The organism is Spirosoma terrae (genome assembly GCF_010435915.1).
Lineage (GTDB): Bacteria > Bacteroidota > Bacteroidia > Cytophagales > Spirosomataceae > Spirosoma > Spirosoma terrae.
Map to the genome: position 1 here is coordinate 31,694 of NZ_JAAFZH010000013.1, position 23,702 is coordinate 55,395.

Here is a 23,702-nt window from a genome sequence, read left to right on the forward strand (position 1 = left end):
GTAAACCGTGAGCAGGATTTGACATCATGGAGTTATTCATTCTAGTTATTTACAACCTGTTGATTCTGCTGGTCGTCCTGTTCAGCATCGGTCAGTTGGGGCTCCTTATTCGGTACGTATACGGTCGATGGCGTTTGAGAAATGAGCGCTTTCCGGAGACCGCTCTCGATTGGGAACAGTTGCCTTCAATCACGGTTCAATTGCCCATCTACAACGAGTTATACGTAGTGGAACGACTGATTGATGCCATCGCTCGGCTGCGCTATCCCCAGGAAAAGCTAACGATTCAGATTCTGGACGATTCGACGGACGACACTACGTTGTTGATTGCTAAAAAAGCAGCTGTTTATCAAAAAATAGGGCTTCCGCTGGTACACATCCGCCGACCCAACCGAGCGGGTTTTAAGGCAGGCGCACTAGCCTACGGACTCAACCTGATCGATAGCGAGTACGTAGCGATTTTCGATGCTGATTTTCTACCAGATGCGGATTTTTTACTACGTGTGTTGCCCAGTTTTACGCAGCCCGACATTGGTGTTGTTCAGACCCGATGGCTACACACCAATCAGCCCTATTCGCTGCTGACTCAGATTCAGGCTTTTGGCCTGAATGCCCACTTTCTTATTGAGCAGTATGCTCGTTATACCACCGGACTATTTTTAAATTTCAGCGGTACGGCCGGTATCTGGCGTCGCGAAGCAATACTAACCAGTGGCGGCTGGCAAGCGGATACCCTGACCGAAGATCTGGATTTAAGTTATCGGGCACAGCTGAAGGATTGGAGAATCGTTTACCGGGTCGATGTTGGCGTCCCCGCTGAACTGCCGATTACGATGGATGCAATTAAGTCGCAGCAGTACCGATGGATGAAAGGGCCAGCCGAATGCAGTCGGAAACTCTTGGGAAACGTATGGCAGAAATCAGGCATCTCCGTTCGAAAAAAAATACAGGCCTGTTTTCATTTATTGAATAGCTCCCTGTTAGTACTTATTCTGGGTATGGCGCTACTGAGTCTGCCTGTTTTGTGGATTCACCACCGCCATCCCGACTGGGCAGCTATTGACCAGAAACTATCGAATCTGTTTTTGCTGGCTACCCTCATTTCAACCCTTTTTTACGGAGTCGCTTATTACCAGACAGAGATAAAGCAAGGAATAAATACACCTCAGGCAAAAGTCAGCCTCGTTGGTCGATCCGTCCGATTTTTCTGGCTATTTCCTACCTTTATTTCCATCATGCTGGGGTTGTCGTTACATAACAGTATAGCTGTACTGGAAGGTCTTCTTGGGAAAAAAACGCCTTTCGTCCGTACGCCAAAATTCAATAGTATGGCATCGCCTGTCGACTGGACTAGTAATGTTTACATAAAGAAAACGTTTCCTAAATCTATTTGGGGAGAAATTGGGCTTGGGTTGTATTTTCTGGCAGGAATCGGTCTGGGGGCATATCTAGGCGACTATTCACTGGTTGTTTTCCATAGTTTGCTGGTCATTGGGTATAGCCTGGTTGTTAGTTATACACTCGCGCATAGCTGGACTCAGGAAACGAACGTAGCACCGAACGTGACTGTTCTACAGCCATGATTACGCCCTTCCGAATTGGCTGGCTCCTCCTTTCACTGACCTTGTATACCCTGATAGGATATGGAGTTTCCCGGCCACAATTCAACCTCCTGATTCTGTTATACGGACTTTCTTTCTGGGGCTATGTTCGGATTACCCGGCCGCTGTGGTCCGATGCTAGCCAGCCATCGATTACAAAACCAGAACCTGACCGATTTCTGTTTCTGGCAGCCCTATTATTCCGAGTCAGTCTACTGGCAGTTGTTCCTAACCTATCCGATGACTACGTTCGATTCATCTGGGACGGACATCTGGTTGCCAACGGTTATAACCCGTATCTTTACCTACCCAGCCAGATTATTCATACGCCTTTAGCAGCAAAAGCTGGTTTAACCGACTCGTTGTATCAGGGCTTAAATTCACCTGATTACTTCACGGTTTATCCGCCCATCAATCAGGCCTTGTTTGGATTAGCCGCTTTGCTTTCGCCCCAAAATCTGCTGGGCAATCTGATCGGGCTACGTATCCCGATTCTGCTGGCAGAACTTGGTACGTTGTGGTTGCTGATTTCGCTTCTTAGCCGGTTCGGGAAAAACCCAAACCTTGCCCTACTTTATGCTCTAAATCCGCTGGTGATTCTGGAGCTAACAGGCAATTTACATTATGAGGCTGTATTGATTTTCTTTGCACTGCTAGCGGTTTGGCTCTATCTGCAGAAACGATGGGTCGTATCCGCTTTTGCATTGGCTGCAAGCATTGGTACAAAGCTTTTGCCGCTACTCTTTTTTCCTTTACTGATTCGTTACGTAGGCTGGAAGCGGGCAATCGTGTATGAAACAATAACGTTGAGCGTAGTCGGATTGCTTTTTGTTCCGTTTATTGATCTGGACTTAGTAAAGAATGTATTCACCAGTCTGGATCTCTATTTTCAAAAGTTCGAATTCAATGCCAGTATCTACTATTTAATTCGGGCAGTTGGTTACGTACTAACAGGGCACAGCATTATCAAAGAAGCTGGTCAATTTCTGTTTGTACTGATTGCCTTTGGAACGATTGCCATCGCTATCTGGAGCCGAGGTGAGACCTCTTCTCGTAAACTATTGACTCAATTACTCCTGACGCTGAGTCTGTACTGGTTATTATCCACAACGGTTCACCCCTGGTATATAACGTCGCTAGTAGCGATAAGCGTGTTTACACCGTTTCGCTATCCATTTATCTGGTCGGGACTTATTATACTTTCCTACGGAGCCTACCAAACGTACCCTTACAATGAAAATTTGCCCCTTATCGGCCTGGAATATGGATTGCTCGTTGGCTTTATAGTGTACGAATGGCAGAAGCAAAAGCCAAGTAGTCGGCTGATGAATAACGTTTAACCTTTGGCTTATTATGTTACTGGTCATCACTACTCGGATTGATCGATTGTGGAAGCGAGAATTCGAACGCTACGGTGAACAATTAGTCAGTAATCCCGATCAGCGACAACGGTCAGACAACTTTATCAATTGGTCTTCTGAATATGATTCAGGTCTGTTGAAGGGACGTAGCAAATTACGTCACGAAGCCTGGATGCCTACCCTCTCCTGCCCCATTCCATTATCCGTCTTGAAGGTGACCTGACCGTTGATGAGCGAGTCAATCATATCCTTAGCAGGCTATCATAATCTTTAGTAGCTGATTCGAAAAACACACAAACTTTTACGATAACAAATTAAGAAAGATTAAAAAAGGCAGGAAGCTGTAGTGTTACCTTTACTAGCTAAATTGTAAAGCCATATGTTTAAGTATCTGTCTGGTTTTTTCCTTTTCCTAGTTACCTCACTCAACGTAACGGCCCAGCCAGTTGCTTCGCCCAAAATCAAGGTATTGCTGTTGGGTAGCATTCACTTCACCCCATCGACGCAGGATGTTTACAAGAATAAAACCGTAGACGTTCAAGATGAAAAGCGTCAAGTACAAATCAAGCAGATGCTGACTCAACTGAGTCGTTTTTCGCCAAATCAAATCTGTATTGAGGTGCCCACGCAAAACCAGAGTAAGGTTGATAGCCAGTATCATCGATACCTAAACGGTCAATACAAGCTTGGCACTCATGAAGTCGATCAGATTGCTTATCCATTGGCGAAACAGCTAGGGCTCCCAACTTTAACCTGCATCAACTATAAAGGAGCATTTGACCCCGATCCAGTTAATGAATATGCGAAAGCTAACAACCAGGAAGACATAATAGCCTCGCTGGAAAAGTTTGCCAGTAGTACAATAGCTGGCGTAGTTGCTGTTCAACAAAAGCAGTCTATATCTGAGTTATATCGATTTATAAACTCCAACGATGAATTGACTAAGAATGCAGCTATCTACTCTGACTATCTGGTACGAATCGGGCAGGGCGACAAGTACCCTGGCACTGATTTAGTAGCAGGCTGGTACAACACGAATCTACATATTTACACCAACATCTTACGGGCGATTCATCCTGGCGATAAAGCCATTATGGTTTTATTTGGCTACGGTCATATTCCTATTCTAAAACACCTCTTCGAATCGAACCCCAAATTTGAGGTAGTTGACGTAAACGATGTGCTGAAGGAATAAGCAATGCCATTAGCTGAATCAGGTTCTTCTATAAATCTGGTGGTGAGTGGTTTCAACTATTACCGTGGCGAGTGTTTCAACGCTTATAAATAGGAAACAGAAGACATCCCAAATTCTGAGTGAAGGCAAAAATTAGTGATAGGCAACAAGTCAATCAGACTATTAGCGCATTACAACAGGGAGATTTCTCGATGACGATTAACTAATACTGCCTAATAACGCTTCTATTTCCAACTTAAGGACCGGCAAATTTTTGACAATAACACTCCAAACCACAAACTCATCCACAGCGTCATAAGCATGTATAATTCTATTCCTTAAATCAACAATGCGCCGACCATTGGAAATAGCAATAGTCGATTCAACCTTCGGGATACGACTTGTTGCTTCACCAATAATTTCTAGCTCTCGTTCAATAGCACGCTGAATTGTAATACTGTTTTGATAGACAATAAAATCCCGTTGGTAGTTTAGATGAACATCTATATGTCTGATCGCTTCCAGAATATCGATTAACCATTTAGGAATCTCATCATTCATAAATAACCGTTTTTGTCTGTTCTACCGTCTTACGAAAATATGGATTTTTAACAGACCTCTGTGTTACTAAATCTACCGGACGCCCTAAAAGAGACTCCAGAGATTGAGCAATTGTAAAATAATTTTCTCCGTACGTAACTGGGTCAAGATGCTCGTCAAAATCAATCAATAAATCAATATCACTAGTTTCATTAAAATGATCAGAACAAACTGAACCGAAAGCATACGCTCTTTTTACGCCGTTCTCTTTAAGAATACGAGTAACTACTGGCAATTTTTGAGCTAGAAAAGAATGTATCATCTCTATACTTTTTAGAATAGCCTAGGCTATCGCGTAACCCACTTTGTAAAAATTCCTATGAGCGCCAAACAGAAAATTTTATACGTTAATGCTGCATGGCTTTTTATCTAGGGCGTTACTACGTTGTAATACTATAAAAAAAGAGACGTAAATCAATTACGTCTCTTTCAGATTAGTAGCTATCTATTTTTATTAGTAAGCCCGAACTAACCGGCCTTCCATAAAGTTTACAAAAGCCTTGTTCACTACGCTATTTCCGCCGGGCGTCGGATAGTTACCCGTGAAATACCAGTCGCCGGTATGATTAGGACAGGCCCGATGTAAATCGTCAACCGTCTGATAGACAACAGCAACTTCAGCGTTCAGATTAGCAGGCGTCACAATCTGGGCAACCTTCCGGGAAAGCTCTTCATGCGTAAATGGTTCGAAAAGAGCTTTAACGTGGTTTGCCTGCGACGAATTGCCCGATTCGATAGCTGCTACGCTCTGTGCGTAAACCTCATCGATCAGGTATTCCTGACCACGGTCCCGTAGTAGTTCGAGAGCAGCCCGGAATGCCACAAATTCTCTGAACTTCGACATATCAATACCGTAGCAGTCCGGGAAACGAATCTGCGGTGCCGACGATACGATGATGATCTTTTTTGGGCCCAATCGGTCAAGCATCCGCAGGATACTTTTCTCCAGCGTAGTGCCCCGCACAATCGAATCATCGACGACCACTACGTTGTCGACACCTTTCCGGATCACCTCGAACGTAGTGTCGTATACATGAGAGACCATATCATCGCGTTGCGAATCATCAGCGATGAACGTTCTCATTTTCACGTCCTTCGATACTAGTTTTTCGACCCGTGGCCGGAATGAAAGCACCTTGTCCAGCTCTTCTTCAAAAAGAATGCCCTCCATGATCGCTTTCTTACGTTGCTTATACAGATACTCTTCCAGCCCTTCCACCATACCAAAAAAGGCAGTTTCAGCTGTGTTTGGGATATACGAGAAGACCGTATTTTCGAGATCGTAATCGATTTCTTTCAGAATCTGCGGAACGAGCAGTTTACCGAGAGTTTTACGCTCGTTATAGATATCGGGGTCGGTGGCGCGGGAGAAATAAATCCGCTCGAAACTGCACGAACGCTTTTCGATTGGCTTTACAAACTGCAGCTCATTGTATTCACCGTATTTATCGATGATAAGCGCATGGCCCGGCTGCACTTCTTTAATTTCGCTGTATTCGGCGTTAAAAGCCGTTTTGATGGCTGGTTTTTCTGAAGCGACTACCACTACTTCATCATCCGCGTAATAATAAGCCGGGCGAATTCCGGCAGGATCACGGGCGACGAAAGCAGCTCCGAAACCTGTCATACCAACCATTGCATAACCACCATCGAAATCACGGCAGGAACGGTGGAGAACCCGTTGAAGATCCAGATTATCTTCGATGATATCCGACAGATCAGGATTTTCGTAAATTCCTTTGAATCGGTCAAATACGCGCTGATTTTCTTCGTCGAGGAAGTGGCCGATTTTTTCCATGACCGTTACGGTATCGACCTTATCCTTTGGGTGCTGACCAAGCGAAACGAGTTTATCAAACAACGTATCGACATTAGTCATGTTAAAATTACCCGCTACCACCAGGTTCCGGCTCCGCCAGTTGCTCTGCCGCAGCATGGGGTGGCAGTTTTCTATTTCATTGGCTCCGTGAGTGCCATAACGCAGGTGCCCCATCCAGACTTCGCCCGTAAAAGCGATGTTTTCCTGGAGCCACTGCGCGTCTTTCGCTTTGTCTTTGTTGCCTTTGAGCGCCTTACGAAATTTCTTGTTAACCTTTTCGAAGATATCCGTTACCGGACGCTGGTCAACGGAACGGTAGCGGCTGATATACCGGCGACCGGCTGGCACATCAATCTTAATGTTTGCAATCCCGGCTCCATCCTGGCCCCGGTTAACCTGCTTTTCCATGAGCAGGTACAGTTTATTTGCGCCGTAGAGGGCCGTACCATATTTATCGATGTAATACTGATACGGTTTGCGGAGCCGAATTAAGGCAATACCGCACTCGTGTTTGATAGCGTCGCTCATAACAAGGACCGTTGTGTCGGCAGAAAATCGCCGGGGCAATCGAGTGTTTGGTTGATGAAAAGGTAACGGACTAAGGCCGCTTTTCGTTCGGCACTAGTCTTGAACAAATATAGAAAAAGATGCAGGACTGGCACTGTACGAATTGACAATCCTACTAAAAACGAGTATCAATTCAGCTTTCCTTCGACCATAAAATCGTTTCTATCAAAATAGGGCAACTTTTGGTAGCCAGATAATTTATAGTGCTGCACCTGCCATTGTTTTTTGTCAGTTAGCCCACTTTCCATAACCAGATGCCGCTCCGATGAATACAACGGGTTATGAGTCAGCAACGTAGCTTCAATCAGTCGGGGCTGGTGCGTAACCGAATCCAGACGTACCGTCAGGGACTGAACCGCCAATTTTTCGTCGGCACTCTTTAAGGTGTACTGATACGTCAGAGAATCGGGTCGCGAAATCTGGTAGCTGTTACGTAGTGCGGGTTTATTGATATCAGCCTGAGCAAATAATTCGAATTCGCGGTTCCAGTTGACGACCTGCGTTTTTTCCTCCGATTTTTTTTCATTAACAACCGTCGTTTTGTGCACAACGGGCTTCTGAGCCGAAAGATCTGTAATCTGACGTTTCACAAAACTGAGTACGTCGTAATACACATTGGGCTGCGTTTGCTGATTCGAATCAGCGCAACCACTGGCGAAAAGAATAAGAACAATACAAAAAGGATAAACAGAGCGCATAAATCTATACTAAACGGTACTGAATAGCGAGTACCTTACAGGACCACCAACACGTTTTTTCACAAATCGGTTTGGGTATTGAAAATCTGAACCAAATTTGCAGTCATAATGCTTTATTTATAGATGTTGGCGAAGAGATTTTAGACAATAGTCCCTTTCTTGTAGGTCTTCTGTCTATTATCGACAATCCAATATCCAGATATAACCATCTCATTCATGGAATACGATGTTATTATGATTGGTTCGGGGCCGGGTGGCTACACCGGTGCGATTCGTTGCGCTCAACTCGGACTTAAAACTGCCATTATCGAAAAATACCCGGCATTGGGTGGTACGTGCCTGAACGTTGGCTGCATTCCGTCTAAAGCCCTCCTCGACTCGTCGGAGCATTACTATAATGCGGCCCACTCATTCGCCGAGCACGGCATCAAACTAGCTGATCTGCAGGTCGATCTGGCGCAAATGATCAAGCGGAAGCAGGAAGTCGTCGATGCTACCACCAAAGGGATCAACTTTCTGATGAAGAAAAATAAAATCGACGAAATTCACGGCGTCGGTTCGTTTGTTGATCCACATACGATCAAGATCACCAAAGAAGATGGTTCCGAGCAAACCATCAAAGGAAAAAATATAATTATCGCTACGGGTTCTAAACCGCTATCGTTCCCGTCGATGCCCATCGACAAAAAACGGGTTATTACGTCGACCGAAGCGCTTAAACTGACCGAAATCCCCAAACATTTGATCGTGATCGGAGCCGGTGTGATCGGAGCCGAACTGGGTTCAGTCTATGCTCGTCTGGGCGCTAAAGTATCGTTTGTTGAGTTTGCCGACTCCATGATTCCTACCATGGACAAAACCCTTGGTAAAGAACTTCAGAAAGTCGTTAAAAAACTCGGCGCCGATTTTTACTTCAGCCATAAAGTGACGAAAGTCGAGAATACAGGCGACGAAGTTGTGGTCAGTGTGGATACGCCCAAAGGGGAGCAAATCACCCTCACCGGCGATTATTGCCTGGTTTCGGTTGGTCGTCGTCCCTACACCGACGGTCTGAATCTGGAAGCCGCTGGCGTGAAAGTGGACAACCGGGGACGGGTTGAAGTAGACAATCATCTGCGCACCAACGTACCGCACATCTACGCGCTTGGCGACGTAATACGGGGGGCTATGCTGGCTCACAAAGCCGAAGAAGAAGGCACCTTTATTGCCGAAACCATTGTTGGCCAGAAGCCACACATCCACTATCGTCTGATTCCGGGCGTAGTGTACACCTGGCCAGAAGTTGCGTCGGTTGGCTTAACGGAAGAAGAGGTTAAACAGGAGGGATTGCCCTACAAAGTTGGCTCGTTTCCATTCAAAGCCCTGGGCCGTGCCCGGGCGAGTATGGACATTGATGGACTAGTGAAAGTTCTGGCGCACAAAGAAACCGACGAAATCCTGGGCGTACACATGATCGGCGCCCGCGCTGCCGACATGATCGCAGAAGCCGTTACGGCTATGGAATTCCGGGCATCGGCCGAGGACGTAACGCGGATGTCGCACGCCCACCCGACTTACACAGAAGCATTCAAAGAAGCCTGTCTGGCCGCTACGGACAACCGTGCGATCAATATGTAATACGTAGTGAATTGATTCAATCGAAACGCCCGGCTACTGTACAGCAGCCGGGCGTTTCGATTGAATCAATGTATGGATCAGTTGTCTTTATCGACGAGTCGTTAGTATTGTATCTCCTGCCGGATAAACGATCTCTACATTGTCCTCAGCCGTAATAAAAACCGTTTCCGGCTTGTCGATGGCCGTTGCGTTTAAACTGGCAGATAATGATTTGCCGGATGGAGTCAATTGTCCCAGCTTTTTCACTGAATTATCGGTCTGCTTCATCCAAACCAGATAGGTATTTTTAGCTGGCGTTAAGTTTTTAGCTTCTGCCAGATTCCGTACATCCAGCTTTATCGTGTAGTTCTTATTCTTGTCTTTCTTAATCGTTACGTTTCCGCTGGCGGCAGGAACGACAGGAGACGTAACAAAAGACATTTTAGGCGTACAGGCATTAATTGTTGCCAATACCAACAACAGTAAGGTGAGTTTTTGACTAGTTTTCATTTTCACAAAGCGTTTTCAATAAATATAAGTTACCGAACTAGGTTTCAGGGTAGTTTTATAACTCCCCTCAGTAGACGGACTTATATACTAAAACAAATCCAAGGCCATAATGTCCTTGATCAGATGCCAAATAAATTTAGGTGAGACGCGGAGTAAGTACGTTAAACAGGCCCAAAACCCAGAGTCTGAGATAAATTATAAAGCTCTTTTTGTATCTGTTACGTCTGCTTTTCGCTAACGCTGAACATTCTTCAGACTAGTGACCTCTTTTCCTTTTCTGTTTCGAATAACTGTTACCGAACCGTCCGTTTCCAGGATAACAGCGGTTACACTAGCTGTGCTGGAAATACCAGAGTCTCGTATGGAAGCCAAAATATCATCTTCACTCACTCGATGACGACGCATAACCCGTTTCAGGTAATCTCCCTGATGAAATAACAGCGTCGGTTCACCATTGATAAAATGGTGAAAACCGCTCGAACGAATGGTCAACCAAGCTACGATATACTGTAAAAGAACCAATAGCGCTACAGCTGTCAATCCATCCGCTACACCGGACTGCCGCGAGACAATCGTCGTTGATAGTATAGACCCAAGCGCAACAGTCACCACCAGATCGAAAGGATTCATTTTCGATAGTGTACGTTTTCCGGAGATTCTTAGAATAAGCAGCATCCCACAATAAGAAAGTACACCTACGACCAAAACTCGCCCAATACTCTGCCAACCTTTAAAGAGCCAGTCGCTTATTATCATTTCTTCATCCATAGTTAATTTTTTTAGGGATAAACAACTGAATGAGGCCATCGATAGATAAGGAAACAGAATGTTCACTAACGGGTGAGTGAGTCAGGAAGTATGCGGGTAGGTTTATAAAACATAACCAAAGTCCCCAAACGCCCGTCCGGGCCGACCACGGGCGCAGATAATTCGTAAGGATCGTTATTGTTAAAATATACTTCTTGCTGCTGAAGTAAATAAGCCGGGAAACGACTGGAAAAAACGATCCCTTGGTTCTTTTTATTGGTCGAAACAGTCACCTTGCCTGCTGCATCAATTAACAGCAGTTCCTGAACACCCCTATCTTTCACCAGGGTATTGAAATAGTCATTTATTTCCCCTGGCTTATTCTGGAGCAGCGCGTTACGAATAGCCCAGCTAAAAGCTTTCATAGTGAACGTTAGCTGTTGGCGGTCGTTGGACAATTGTTTTTCCAATACAGTCTTCTCCACTAATTGTTGATGATCTTCAGCCCGCCGACTCAACTGTATATTCCGATACAGTAAATATCCGGCACCAATTAGTAACAGGCCGATAACTGTGTAAAGAAGAATAGTAAGCCTACGAGTATTGTTAGGTGATGTATTCTTCGGATTGATATGCGTGTCAGTAGCCATATATATAGACGCTAATTAAACCATACAGAGATCATGTCTATCTCTTTTGTTTTTGAAGAAACCAGCCAAAACTTAAAAAGATGTTAATCAATGATTAGAATCTGTTTATAATAGACTGAGAGTAAGTCAGGCAGAATAACAACGAAGCGTTAATAGTCACCAAGTGCCCTCATGCATTGAGTAACTTCTTGTATAATTCCCGCACTTGTTCTTTTTCGTATTCAGTACTGAGTGTCTGCTCAGCATAACTCATTAACAGATCGGCCTGCTCTCGGATTAGAAGCGTACGATCACTGCTACAAACAGCGCCCTTCACCAGCGCTAATGCCCTGAAGAGCCGCCGGAACACCGCATGATTCCCTTTGGCATTGATACGTATCAGATCGAATGCCAATCGAATATAATCCTCAAAATCAGCAGCCTTCACCATCACCCGAATGTGTTTTCCATCCGATCGTAGTCGCGCCGGCAATTCCCGACGGGCCAGTTGCTCCCCTATAGCACCCAGGTAGTCGACAGCCATGATAGCAGTCGTAGTGTCATTAACACCGGGAGAAAGAGCTTTAAGCGCTACATCAACCAACTGCTGAATCCCAAAGGCAGCATCCTGTTCTACATTCCGATAACGACCAATGCTAACATAATCCAACAGGGCATCTGCCCAGTCAGACTCATTAGTATCGGCTCTTTCTACAGTACTACGCGCAAAAAATAGAATAGTACCCTTACCAAGAAAAGTCCCTATTTCTTTTTCAATCCGAATTATTGCGTGATGATGGGTTGCCCATTTCAGTATTCCATCCTGATTAATTTGCTGCAAATAGCCCGATTGGGTTGCCGCTACCGATATCCATTCATATTTATCATCAACGTAATGCATGGCCTCTTCAACCTCCTGCCGCTCGCTGATGGGCTCCCCAAACTGCCCGGGGAACAAATGCGAAACTGCCTGACAGGTTTCGTTAAAAATACGCTGAACAATTGTACCTGTCTGAAGTGAGTCGGCTATATGATGAATAAAAAAAATAAGAGCGGCCACTCCACCCAGGGCCAATATTAAACCAACCAGTACTGCAGTAGACGGTACAAACTTGATATCGTCTGTCCCTCTAATTGTCCCCAATACGAGTAGGCAATAGGTAAAGACTCCGACAAAATAACCCATTACAACCTGGTTAATCCGATCGCGGATAAAACCACGAAGAACCTGAGGAGAGTATTGACTGCTAACCTGCGAGATTGTCGATAACGTAAGTGAAAAGGAGAGAGTAGCAACTGTCAGCATCGAGCCCGCAATAGCACCCAGCATGCCCCGCGCTCCTTCGGCTCCTGTACCGAATAAGAGCGGGAAGCGTTTTTCTCCATGCCAGTTTGTGTATGCATCAAATGCTACCAGACCATACGCCAATACAAAAGAAGCAAGTACCATCATGCCCGGCACAAACCAAAGCGATTCTCGAAGTTGATGCCAATACAGACGGAGCCGAGCAAGCATATATGCGGAGAAAGTTCTATCAGTCAAACAAGCCACTAGTTTAATAGTTATGCTGCTCCCTAAAATAGTGCTCTACCAACTAGGTAAACTCTCAGTTCTTCTGCTATACTTTTCATTTTTCTACGGACGTTCATTGTGGTGAAGAATCCGGTTGGGCAGATAAAGGCATGATCAGAAATCTAGCCAAATCACTTACTTTGAGGTTAAATAACTCCGGCTAATTCCGTCTGCTGTGAGGTAGCCCGGCCTTTTTGTATATTGCCTTTTTAACCGATACAACCGCCCATTATGAAGAAAACAATTACACTTCTCTTTAGTGTATTCTTTGGCTATGCTCAGGCCCAGAATGCCGACTCCGTTACAATCCGCAAAATTTACAATGAAGCCCTGTCTAACGGCAAATCCTACGACTGGCTCCGCCATCTGACAAAGCAGATTGGCCCCCGTTTAAGTGGCTCTACCGGCGCTCAAAAAGCCGTCGACTGGACGAAGCAGGTTATGGAACAGCAGGATTTCGACCGCGTGTTTCTACAGGACGTAATGGTACCACACTGGGTACGTGGTGCCAGGGAAGAAGCCTACATTCAGAACGGAAAAACGAAAACCAAGGTCCCCATTGCAGCCCTGGGCGGTTCGGTAGCCACCCCGCCAAAAGGAGTCGAAGCACAGGTAATCGAAGTCAAGAGCTTTCCTGAACTGCGGGCAATGAGTCCCGAAAAAGTCAAAGGCAAGATTGTGTTCTTCAACCGCCCGATGGACCCGACTAAAATCAATACGTTCGAAGCCTACGGTGGAGCCGTTGATCAGCGGGCCAATGGTGCTACGGAAGCCGCTAAACTCGGTGCAGTTGGGGCTATTGTGCGCTCCATGACCAATGTTCACGACGACTATCCCCACGTAGGTGGCATGCGTTACGCGACCGGCGTACCCTTGATTCCAACGGCGGCCATCAGTACCAATGGTGCCGATTTACTAAGCAAAACATTGGCCGAAAACCCAAACACTACGTTCTTTTTCAAGCAGAACTGCGAAACGTTGCCCGACGCCAAATCCTACAACGTAGTAGGCGAAATTAAAGGCAGCGAAAAACCCGACGAGATTATTGTAGTGGGCGGTCATCTGGATTCGTGGGACCTGGCCGAAGGGGCGCATGACGATGGAGCTGGCTGCGTTCAGTCGATTGAAGTGCTACGTATCTTTAAATCGCTGGGAATCAAACCAAAACGCACCATTCGGGCCGTTATGTTTATGAACGAAGAGAACGGTCTGCGAGGAGGTATCCAATACGCCGATTTAGCGAAAAAGAACAACGAAAAACATATCGCAGCCGTCGAATCAGACAACGGCGGTTTCACACCGCGTGGTTTCGGTATTGTTGGAACGCCAGCGCAACGGGTCAAAGTTGACCCGTGGAAATCCTTGCTGGCTCCTTATGGACTACTGGAGATTGGCGCAGGTAGTGGTGGGGCTGATATTGGCCCACTGGCGCAGCAGGGAACGGTTCTGTTTGGTTTCAAACCTGATTCACAGCGTTATTTCGATTATCACCATACAATGGTTGATCGATTTGAAACCGTTAGCCAGCGCGAACTGGAATTGGGAGCCGCGTCAATGGCCTCGCTGGTTTATCTGCTAGATCAGTACGGTTTGTAGTCATTAACGAGTCAAGCCTTTCCTAACGTGTTAGGAAAGGCTTGACTCGTCATATTGGCTGGTTAAAATGCTTCGCCAGTCAAAATATAGAAGCCCATCCCTTCCCGCGTAAAACCGACATCGGCCCGGAGAAAAACATCTTTTTTCTTAAACAATAAGTAGCGAACACCTGCCCCGCCCGCAGGCAATAGATTACCCAGTTGAATATCTCGGGCTGCAGGAGCGACCGTTCCAACCGACGCAAAAACAGCAGCACCAAATCGCTTACTAAACGGAAACGGTAACCACCGATATTCTAGTTGAGTAGCCATGTATAGTTTATCCCGATACCGACCCGGATAGTATCCCCGCATAATAATCTCACTCCCCAGCAAAGCCATCTGATTGAATGGAACGCTCCCCGATGTCATTACGCCATACGCCTGCCAGGCCAGCACCTGTCCCGGCCGAGTGGTTCGAAACAGGCGAACATCTGCCGTTACGTTGGAAAAGGACAAATCGCTTCCTCTCGACCAACCATAGTTCAGATAAGACAATTCGGCAAACAGACCTTTGCGTGCGTTGAGCGCATTACGTCGGCTATCATAAACGAGTCCGGCTCCTAAACCAAAATTAGCCGTTCCCTGAGCGCCCAATGGTATATCGTGCATGAAACCATCGGGCTGTTCGAACTCAATCAGACTCAATCGCTGGTAATCAAGTTCTATGCCGCCAAAGAAATTCGGGGCAATTCGGCGCATGGCCCGTTCGCGTAGTTGAATTGTAAAGGCATCGATAGTAGCCGGATTGTGCGGTTTGGTAGTCGACCCTATACCATAATATAGAAGAGGAAACCGTTGAATACGCTCACGCCCTAAAAAATACCAGCGATCACGATCCCCAAAAATTGTGTGCTCCATATTGAGGCCATACTGCCCACGTAACGTAACAAAGCTAAACGCCTGAATTTCACTCAGTCGGTTCTGTTTAACATCGTTACGGGCGTGGTAGAGATACAGCGCCGACACCCCCACTTCAACACTTGTTTCCGGTGTATAGCTTATGGTCGGATAAAACGAAATATGCGGATTAGCCGAGGATGTGGTGTCATTAAAAAACCGATTATATAGGCGCTCCACTACGTTCTGCGCCAATGACTCATAGGATGTGATAATAACCAAGCCTACACCCAGCCATACTCGTAGCCAGTAACCTTCCCCTAACTCCCTCATAGGTGTACCCTTATTACATTGGTAGTAGTATCGATCCCACTAACCAATCTAGTACACTTACCTTCAGAATACGTAAATGGTTCTGAATTATTAAATTTTTATTAAATCGTCTTGCTTACTAAGCGCCTAAAAGCACTGTTACAAAGCCTTATTAATTTGCTTCCGGGCCTCGTCGAAGTCGGCGGGTAACGGTGCGTTACGCTTGTCAATTTTACCATTTCGGTTGATAACAGACGCCGACAATTCACCATCAGGACGTAGCCGCTCGATGGCATCATAGATCTGCGACTCGGTCAGCAGTAAATGATCGCCCTGAAGATTATAACGGGTAGCCAGCTCCGGCCATAACGACTTATCAGTCCCCCCCATCGGTATGTAAATCAACGCCAGATCGCGGGAACTATAGGCGTTACGTAGTCGCTGTGCGTCCAGAGCCGCCTGCCGTCCTGCTTCTTCGGAAGGAGACGTAATAAGCAGGTAAATCACTTTCCCGCGATTTGCGTTAAGCACCTGATCGAGCAAAGGAGAACCACCGCCCAAGTCGTTCCGGGTAACAAAAACGCCGGGGGATATTTCGAGACTACTTGCTTTCAAACCAGCTTTACGTAACGTCTGGATAGCCGTTCGAATACGCGTACTGTCTTTTACTTCCAGCCGATATAATTCATCCAGCGATTCGCCCAGCGAAGGATCTTTTAACTGCGGACGCGCGTAACTGTACAACATCCGGGCAAAATCGAGCGTCAGACCGGGTAACGTAGAGCCAAGCCAGTAGGCAGCCAGATAATCGACCGCTGGCGCATCGTATTGCCGGATAGCACGCTGAATCATGGTTTCGTAGTTGACCAGCCGCTGGAGGGTATCCGGACTGCGTTTGATCAGTCCATCGAAAAAGCGTAAATCGGATTGTCGGGCCGAATTGCTAACGGCATAATCATTTAGTTTCAGACGTTCCTCAGCCGTAATATTTTTCCCGTATCGTTCGAGTAAAATAGCTAATGCCCGCACCGTTAAACCATTGGCCCGATTACTCCCCGCTTCGGTGCTCAATCGTTGCGTTGCATAACTGGCGAAACGATTCATGGCCGAAGCACGGGCTGCAGTCAATAGCCGATCAGTCGCGGGACGTAACGAATCGTCCAGCGATTTCGCGAGTGCTTCATTTTCATACGCGGCTTTATCATACATGAACGCAGCGGCATTATAGCGATCCGTAGAACTTATCCAGCGCGACAATAAGGGAAATGGCTTTTCTTTGGCCGCAAAGGCCAGAAATGGAGCCAGATAGGCACTGGAAACAAGTCGATAGGCAGCTTCATCGCTGGTTCCTCCTACTCGGGTCGATAGTTTTTTGCCATCCGGTTTGTTCGGATAAGCTGCTTCAAACGCCTTGTAGCGGGCAAATTGCTGATTTACCTGCGCATTGACACCACCAAACCGAAACGGCACGGCAGCCGTAAACAACGAATCGGCATCCATCTCAATCGTTACCGTACCCGCCGACGCCAGAAAAGCCGTCGATATACGACCATAATTGAAATACATTTCTTCCTGCGTATAGATCAGCGGCAGCGATACACGAAACGTACCATCAACGCCTAACGCCGACGGACGTACTAACTCCCGACTAGCCTGAAGGATGTTGTTACGACTCACCGAGACCGCTGGCGATTCGCGGTAGAGCCGGGCCGATAAATTACGAATCCGCCCTGTCACAATCACAGAATCAGACTGGGCCTGTGCTACTGAAGGGAGCCAACAGCCAACTGTCAGCAATAGTGTATAACAAATCCGGTAAACGATTTCCATTTTGCAGTACGAACAAGATAAAACACCTGGGTGTTTGGACAATCGGGTAAAGATAGGCCAGATCGTGTCTCACTACGTAGTGGAACACGCTGAGACTTTCTTTCCTACCGACAAATTAGCCACGTCCGATTAACGGTACGTTATAGCCATTGATCGGATTGCGCTACGTCCTTCCCCACTTACACAAACTCCGACGCGGGGTGCGCGATCCCAGCGTGGCAAAAACGATCCATTAAGCCAGTTATCGTTCATTAACTGAACTTTACCGTCTCCGGTTTGCCAGCCAAATTCATAAAACTGACCAAACTGGCTTTTTATCTGAAGATTCACTGGCGCTGCATTATCAGGAATGGGCTGAGATGCTAATACAGAGCGAGTTCCGTCTTTTACCTGCCAAAGTTCGACCTGCCCTTTCCGAACGCCAATGCCCAATGCATTACCGGCATCGCCGTACAAAGCAAGGCTTTGAAGAACTGTTGCCGATGGGTCAATGGCCGCTGTGAATGTAAACGTTCCCTTCTTGATCACCATACCCAGAAAACTCCCTATTCCGTTCGACGTAGTGTTTGTCAGTTGCAACTGGCCATCTTTACTATCGAAGGTAGGCTTGGGTAAGCTCACATCCCAGACCCAAGGCATTTCGGCAGCCTTTTTACTGAAGTCGATAGCAATATCCGGTGCCTTTTTCTGCGATTGTCCAGTGGGCGATTCAGCCTGAGCAGGTGTCGTTAGGCCGTACCGAAAAACGGGCCATTGGGTTTTCTCATCCCAGACGATTTCACTCAATACGCCCTGGCGCCCCGTGAAGGTAAAGTCGGTGCCATTATAAGCATGGTGCAGGTAGAAAAAGCGATTGTCGGGTGTGGTTACGACCGTTCCGTGGCCGGGACATTTCCAGGTATCATCACCAACCAGCACAGGATTGCCAGCATATTTCTCCCAGGGTCCCTGTAGCTTTTTGGCGCGGGCAAGACCAACCTGATAATTGCACTGCGCTCCGCAGCACGAATTGCCGGAATACGTCATGTAATAATACGCTCCCCGCTTGAAAATGGCCTGTCCTTCGGCTCCCCCCGCTTCCCAATTTTGCCGATCGGCTTTTAGAAGAGAAAATTCCTTACCAACCACTTTAAGACCGTCATTCGACAGTTCAGCACCCAGAATTTCAATATCTTTCCCTTTATCGAGTCCGTACGCTTTCCACGTAATGAACAGTTTTCCAGCATCCTCCACGATGAAAGCGTCGATGGCTTCCGTTGTCCATTCGAGCAATAATCCACGATCCGTGAATCCTTTTCGAAGATCACGTGTAGACGCTACGCCAATGAACGAACGTTTATCCGATTTCCGCCGGGCCGTATAGTAGACGTAATACGTACCGTTGCGATAAAATAGCTCAGGAGCCCAATAGCTGCCCATCGTCCACGCAGGTAATTCATTGAAAACTGGCCCTACGTAATCCCAATTGACAAGATCCTTTGACGTATAAATCGGATAGGCAGGCCCCCACTCCGACGACGTACCGACGGCATAATACGTATCACCAACGCGAATTACAGACGGGTCGGCAAAATCGCCGGCTATAACCGGATTTCGATACGTAACGGTATTATTTCCATTACGGGCCTGTTGCGCAATAGTGGGAATAGCAAAGAGAAAAATAATCGTAATAACTGGTAGAAACCTGTACATAGGCTATTTTTATCGGAAGAGTTTAGACGGATAAATCCAAACAGTATGGATTCATCCCTGGCCGTAAAAGCGTATTACTTTGTTTTGATACCGTGATACTGCTCCTGCTCTTGATAGTCAGCCCGTAACGGATAGCCAACCCAATCCGTAGGCAACAGAATCCGACGCAGATCGGGATGGCCCTCAAAATGCACACCGACCAGATCAAACGCTTCCCGCTCGTGCCAGTCGGCCGTTCGCCAGATATGCGCCACACTCGGTACCGATGGTAATTTGCTGGAATTCGTATTTCTCGGCAGCACGACCTTGATGGTCAAATTATGCTCGTAAGGAATCGACGTCAGGTTATAGATAACGTCCATAGTGTTAGACTCCACGCCATTATCGATGGCCGTTACGCAGGCCAGCATATCGAAGAACAGCCGATCGTCGTCGCGCAGAAATTGGCAAACGTCGGCCAATTGTTGAGCAGGAATCGTTAGAAATGGCTGAATAGCCTGACTATCGCTCTGACTATCAGGCCCAAATTCGGCGGTAATTATATCGGCTATTTCGAGAAAAGTCATAGAAATATAGGCACAAAATCAAATAATGATGCCTGCCAGATCAAGCAAGCCAGGCAAGCCACTGCATCCAGTTTTCGATCCAGAACAGGAATTTAGCGGCAAATTTAGCGGCCGGTGCCGATGATGGTGCCAAGGTCAGACTATTATTATTGAAATTGGTGTCCATGTAGATTTTTTGCCTGGGGTCAACCTTTGCCCACAACACAGCCGACTTTTCAGTAAGCGTAAACTGCCGCTGACGGGCTTTCCCATCCCAAAACAGCAGCATCTCTTTTCCGTCGTCAAAATGAACCAGTATATCGACCGGCATTTTTCCATCGCCGTTACGTTGAACCGTTACTATAGCCTGGCGCTGGGCACCCCGGTTTCTGTTTTTTAGCGAAATGAGTTCATAATCAACCACATTATCGCCATACAACACCTGATCAAAGAACCAGTTCATATCAGCACCGTATTTAGCACCATGCCGTTTGGGCACAATTTCGTTTACAATAGCAATAAAACTGTCGGCATTCGGATGCTTAAATTTCCAGCGGGCAAAATAGGTCTGCATGATCTCATCCATGACGGGTCGTCCAACCAGACCTTCCAGCGTTTTCAGCCACGTAGCGGTTTTTGAGTAGGTCAACACCCCATATTGTCCTTCCGGTAATTGCCATGTATTGCCGAACGACGTTCCAATGGAAGGATTATCCTGATGGACATACGCATCGCGAGAACTCTCCATATCGCCCATTTTGAAGCCAAATAAGTCGACCTGCGATGAACGAACGCCATAGGTTTCGTCCATTATCCGACCTTCATAGTATTGATTAAATCCTTCGTCGAGCCAGGCTTCTTCGAATTCGTTGGAAGCCAGTAGCTGCATAAAGTACTGATGCCCGAACTCATGAATCGTGACCTCCTCCGGGAAGCGAGCACCGGCGGGCAGGAACCAGGCCGTTCCGGCCGTAATGAAGGTAGGATACTCCATGCCAAACGATCCACTGGCGTGCAAAGGCGGGTCAACGATCGTTAAATTAGGGAATGGATAGCTACCAAGATGTTTGTCGAAATAAGCCAGCGCTGCTTTGGCTGCCTGTAGATGCCGTTGTGCCTGATGCACATGTTCCGGCTGCATAACTAACTCAATCTCAACCTTCCCTCCCGAAGGTCGTTTCCACGTATCGTTGATAACCTGAAAATGAGGTGACGCCGTCCAGGCAAAATCTACTACGTCCTCGGCATGGTACCGTACTGTTTTCCTGCCGTTGGGGCTTATTTTTTCGCCTTGAAACAGACCCGTTGCACTTACCCAAAACTCCTTGGGCGTTGTAATAGCTACGTCATAGACACCATAGTCGGCGTAGAATTCGGAGTGGGCATGAAACTGATGGCAATTCCACTGACCGGTTTTAGCGTAGCGAGTTCCAGCCGGTTCATACACGCCAATTTTAGGAAACCACTGACCAACCAGAAAAAAATCGCGACTAAAGCCCGTTCTGGCAAAAATCTTTGGCAGCTTTGCCCGGAAGTTAATATCAATCGAGATCGTTTCGCCGGGGTTTACGGGGTTGCTGAGTGGAACCCGTATCACCGTCCGATCGTCTTTATTCTGATCATCGGGCTGAATGAATTCGAATACCAACGGCTCGCCTTTCGTTTTCATCGATACGACATCGATATAACCATACGGATTTTCGTTGGCCGTTCGGTCGATCTGGTCCCCACGCAATTGCCCACCCGACTCGCGCATGAATGTAGAGCGCTCGTTACGAAAGGCATTCAGATACAAATGCAGTTGCAGTTCTTTTATTACGTCTTTCGACGCATTTCGCCACGTCAGTGTTTCGCGTCCATCAATCTTTTTAGAGACAGGGTCCAGCGTTACGTCAATCTTGTAATTAGCCAGGCGAGGGCTTAACGGGGTCGCGAAAATAGGCTTTTGTCCATAGCTACTCATTGACAGAAAAAATGCTGAAACAAGGAGCCAATTGCGAAGTATCATACGGTCGAAGAGCTATCGTTCAGCAATTTGCAAAAAAGGTGGTGATTTTAATGAAACTTACCTGCAACGCCCCCTTAAGTGCACAATTTCACCCCGTCCGAGTACAAGTTCCCACTATTAATAAATTTAGCCCGTTTCTGGTATTACTCACGTAAGAAAGTAAATAGGCTGCGTCGTATATTAACGTCACACACCTATTTGACACCTTGAAACAAGTAACACGTAAACAGTATTCTATAGGGCTCACTTTTTTACCTCCTTTCGTCTATTATACCTTCCTGCTGCATCACGCCCTGAATGTGCCCGTGGGTGATGATTTTGTGGTCATCCTTAAATTCCTTCTGGAATGGGACTAGGCCGCTGACTCCATCAGCCAGAAGTGGAGTTTGTTAACCCAGAATTTTATTGACCACCGATTAGTCTACACACGCCTGTCGGCTTTGTCGATTCGTTTTCTACTTGGCAATCTCGATTTTCGTGGAATCATGTTAGCGGGTAATCTTACATTACTTGGGCTTATGTGGTTGTTAACACGACCGCTGGCAGCGGCAAAACTATCCTGGTGGTACTATCTTCCGGTGAGTTTGCTGATTTTTCAGCCGATTGCTTACGAAGGGAACTTCTGGGCTATTGCTTCCACGAACTACATGCCTGTTTGCTTTCTGAGCCTGCTTTGTTTGTACCTGCTGCATAAACCTCAGCCTGGCATGGTATTCTGGGCATTACTGACAGCGATTGGCGCTACGTTGACTTTTGCAAACGGGCTCTTACTATGGCCTATCGGCTGTGTTCTTGTCTTCATGAACAATAGAAGACAAGCGCTAGTTTGGTGGCTTTTAGCTACCATCATTGCCATAGCTCTCTACTTCTATAATTTCAGCTATAGCAATCAGCCGTATGTGCTACAGAACCTGTTTCACAGATGTATCGCTGTCAGCACCACCTTTTTTATGATGGTTGGCGCATATGCTGGTTGGGATGATAAAAATCATCTGTTCGCTATTCCTGATTTGTTCCAGTTATTCGTTGGTATAAGTAGTTGCTGCTGGCTGGTATACGTTATTGGCAAACAGGCATTACAGACAACCCCTTCTGTCTCCAAAGAGTTAACAGCGCAGGAAGGCATATCCATCGATTATTTATCAAGCTTTGGCCTTTTTTTACTGGCAAGCTGTGCACTTTTTGCCATAGGTCGATCAGTGGACGGCTATGTTGTTACCGAAAGCCGTTATCGTCATTTCTCCGTTTTTCTGTTGGCAGTTTGCTACGTTTATGTAGTCATTCTGGCGAAGCCGGAGCAACGTAGCATCTTCTACCGCTCTAGTCTGTTGATCGCTTTTCTTTTCTGTATGAGCAGCTATTTGATATGCACACCCCGCCTGGAAGCGATGCAACGGAAAACAAAAGCAGGCCTGTATAACTGGCAGCGAAACAAGCACTGGCTAATCTACCGGGACGGCGGTTATTACTTATCCGTAGCCGACACCATCTCTAAATGGGTTGATCAACACGCACAAAACTGGTATCGATTTCCTACCTATTTTGCGGCAGCTCCGCTGGCAAAGTCGGCACCGCCCGATAATTCTATTCGTATCAGTAATTTCCTGTCGCCGGCAGCCCAGACAATCCGGGTACATTATTCAATTAACCAGCCCGTATCTGGAGAACCTTATATTTACCTCCAATCCGACAAGAAAATCTGGCTCCTTGAAGCCTATCAGCCAACCAGTATCCGGCATTTAGCCAAACATGGGCGCTATAGAACCCCATGCATAAAAAGCGATTTTTCCATTCAGAACTATTCGACCCAGAAGAAGATTGCCGGCAACTATCAACTCGGAGTTCTGTTCGTTTCTCCGAACAAAACGATTCATGCCGTACATAAACCAGGCTTTACGCTTTTAATCCAATAAACAGGCAAAGTTCAGCGACCCGATTGCCGCTATCTATAAAATAATTTATATTG

At 46.6% G+C, this 23,702-nt stretch carries 21 protein-coding genes; 8 read left to right on the forward strand and 13 right to left on the reverse strand.

What is annotated here, in order from left to right; translation table 11 throughout:
* The first annotated feature begins 26 nt into the window (after positions 1-26).
* The 4 genes from GK108_RS22885 to GK108_RS22900 all read left to right on the forward strand — a co-directional run bounded on the left by GK108_RS22885 (position 27) and on the right by GK108_RS22900 (position 4,157).
* Entirely contained in the window at positions 27-1,583 is a 1,557-nt protein-coding gene (locus GK108_RS22885; protein WP_163953527.1) for a glycosyltransferase, read from the forward strand.
* Positions 1,580-2,941 (forward strand): hypothetical protein, encoded by a 1,362-nt coding sequence (locus GK108_RS22890; RefSeq protein WP_163953529.1) that lies wholly within the window; start codon positions 1,580-1,582, stop codon positions 2,939-2,941. Before GK108_RS22885 ends, GK108_RS22890 begins: the two co-directional genes overlap by 4 nt.
* A gap of 13 nt (positions 2,942-2,954) precedes the next feature.
* Complete coding sequence (locus tag GK108_RS22895) at positions 2,955-3,185, forward strand: P-loop NTPase family protein (protein WP_163953531.1); 231 nt, start codon at positions 2,955-2,957, stop codon at positions 3,183-3,185.
* Between the two features lie 156 nt (positions 3,186-3,341).
* Positions 3,342-4,157 (forward strand): DUF5694 domain-containing protein, encoded by an 816-nt coding sequence (locus tag GK108_RS22900; protein WP_163953533.1) that lies wholly within the window; start codon positions 3,342-3,344, stop codon positions 4,155-4,157.
* Between the two features lie 198 nt (positions 4,158-4,355).
* On the opposite strand, the gene GK108_RS22905 is transcribed toward GK108_RS22900, so the two are convergent.
* The 4 genes from GK108_RS22905 to GK108_RS22920 all read right to left on the reverse strand — a co-directional run bounded on the left by GK108_RS22905 (position 4,356) and on the right by GK108_RS22920 (position 7,820).
* A complete protein-coding gene (locus GK108_RS22905; protein WP_163953535.1) occupies positions 4,356-4,697 on the reverse strand; it encodes a HepT-like ribonuclease domain-containing protein in 342 nt (113 codons plus the stop codon).
* Positions 4,690-4,998: a nucleotidyltransferase family protein gene (locus GK108_RS22910; RefSeq protein WP_163953537.1), complete on the reverse strand. Its 309-nt coding sequence runs from the start codon at positions 4,996-4,998 to the stop codon at positions 4,690-4,692. The genes GK108_RS22905 and GK108_RS22910 overlap by 8 nt, the downstream gene beginning before the upstream one ends.
* A gap of 192 nt (positions 4,999-5,190) precedes the next feature.
* Complete coding sequence (locus tag GK108_RS22915; protein ID WP_163953539.1) at positions 5,191-7,083, reverse strand: amidophosphoribosyltransferase; 1,893 nt, start codon at positions 7,081-7,083, stop codon at positions 5,191-5,193.
* Between the two features lie 167 nt (positions 7,084-7,250).
* Entirely contained in the window at positions 7,251-7,820 is a 570-nt protein-coding gene (locus tag GK108_RS22920) for a hypothetical protein (protein WP_163953541.1), read from the reverse strand.
* 201 nt (positions 7,821-8,021) lie between these two features.
* Between GK108_RS22920 and lpdA the strand changes: the two genes are divergently transcribed.
* On the forward strand, positions 8,022-9,437 hold the full coding sequence (gene lpdA, locus GK108_RS22925) for a dihydrolipoyl dehydrogenase (RefSeq protein WP_317166565.1): 1,416 nt from the start codon (positions 8,022-8,024) through the stop codon (positions 9,435-9,437).
* A gap of 87 nt (positions 9,438-9,524) precedes the next feature.
* On the opposite strand, the gene GK108_RS22930 is transcribed toward lpdA, so the two are convergent.
* From GK108_RS22930 to GK108_RS22945, 4 genes are all read right to left on the reverse strand, one after another.
* Complete coding sequence (locus tag GK108_RS22930; protein WP_163953546.1) at positions 9,525-9,926, reverse strand: hypothetical protein; 402 nt, start codon at positions 9,924-9,926, stop codon at positions 9,525-9,527.
* 234 nt (positions 9,927-10,160) lie between these two features.
* Complete coding sequence (locus GK108_RS22935; protein WP_246225101.1) at positions 10,161-10,556, reverse strand: DUF421 domain-containing protein; 396 nt, start codon at positions 10,554-10,556, stop codon at positions 10,161-10,163.
* Between the two features lie 203 nt (positions 10,557-10,759).
* Complete coding sequence (locus tag GK108_RS22940; protein ID WP_163953550.1) at positions 10,760-11,323, reverse strand: hypothetical protein; 564 nt, start codon at positions 11,321-11,323, stop codon at positions 10,760-10,762.
* A gap of 169 nt (positions 11,324-11,492) precedes the next feature.
* A complete protein-coding gene (locus GK108_RS22945; RefSeq protein ID WP_163953552.1) occupies positions 11,493-12,818 on the reverse strand; it encodes a DUF2254 domain-containing protein in 1,326 nt (441 codons plus the stop codon).
* Between the two features lie 288 nt (positions 12,819-13,106).
* Between GK108_RS22945 and GK108_RS22950 the strand changes: the two genes are divergently transcribed.
* Positions 13,107-14,471, forward strand: coding sequence for a M28 family peptidase (locus GK108_RS22950; RefSeq protein ID WP_212592858.1), 1,365 nt, complete (start codon positions 13,107-13,109; stop codon positions 14,469-14,471).
* A gap of 62 nt (positions 14,472-14,533) precedes the next feature.
* On the opposite strand, the gene GK108_RS22955 is transcribed toward GK108_RS22950, so the two are convergent.
* From GK108_RS22955 to GK108_RS22975, 5 genes are all read right to left on the reverse strand, one after another.
* Positions 14,534-15,682, reverse strand: a complete 1,149-nt coding sequence (locus GK108_RS22955) for a BamA/TamA family outer membrane protein (protein ID WP_163953554.1) — start codon at positions 15,680-15,682, stop codon at positions 14,534-14,536.
* 138 nt (positions 15,683-15,820) lie between these two features.
* Entirely contained in the window at positions 15,821-17,491 is a 1,671-nt protein-coding gene (locus tag GK108_RS22960) for a hypothetical protein (RefSeq protein ID WP_163953556.1), read from the reverse strand.
* A 129-nt stretch (positions 17,492-17,620) separates the two neighbouring features.
* Complete coding sequence (locus GK108_RS22965; protein ID WP_163953558.1) at positions 17,621-19,183, reverse strand: glycoside hydrolase family 43 protein; 1,563 nt, start codon at positions 19,181-19,183, stop codon at positions 17,621-17,623.
* A gap of 74 nt (positions 19,184-19,257) precedes the next feature.
* Complete coding sequence (locus tag GK108_RS22970) at positions 19,258-19,749, reverse strand: NADH-quinone oxidoreductase subunit C (RefSeq protein ID WP_163953561.1); 492 nt, start codon at positions 19,747-19,749, stop codon at positions 19,258-19,260.
* A 40-nt stretch (positions 19,750-19,789) separates the two neighbouring features.
* Positions 19,790-21,736, reverse strand: coding sequence for a M1 family metallopeptidase (locus tag GK108_RS22975; protein ID WP_163953562.1), 1,947 nt, complete (start codon positions 21,734-21,736; stop codon positions 19,790-19,792).
* A gap of 206 nt (positions 21,737-21,942) precedes the next feature.
* Here GK108_RS22975 and GK108_RS22980 point away from each other — a divergent pair, with 206 nt between their 5' ends.
* Both GK108_RS22980 and GK108_RS22985 read left to right on the forward strand, forming a co-directional pair.
* Positions 21,943-22,092 carry a hypothetical protein gene (locus GK108_RS22980; RefSeq protein ID WP_163953564.1) on the forward strand — a complete coding sequence of 50 codons (150 nt, stop codon included), beginning with the start codon at positions 21,943-21,945 and terminating at the stop codon, positions 22,090-22,092.
* A 30-nt stretch (positions 22,093-22,122) separates the two neighbouring features.
* Positions 22,123-23,649, forward strand: a complete 1,527-nt coding sequence (locus tag GK108_RS22985; protein ID WP_163953566.1) for a hypothetical protein — start codon at positions 22,123-22,125, stop codon at positions 23,647-23,649.
* Positions 23,650-23,702 lie beyond the last annotated feature (53 nt).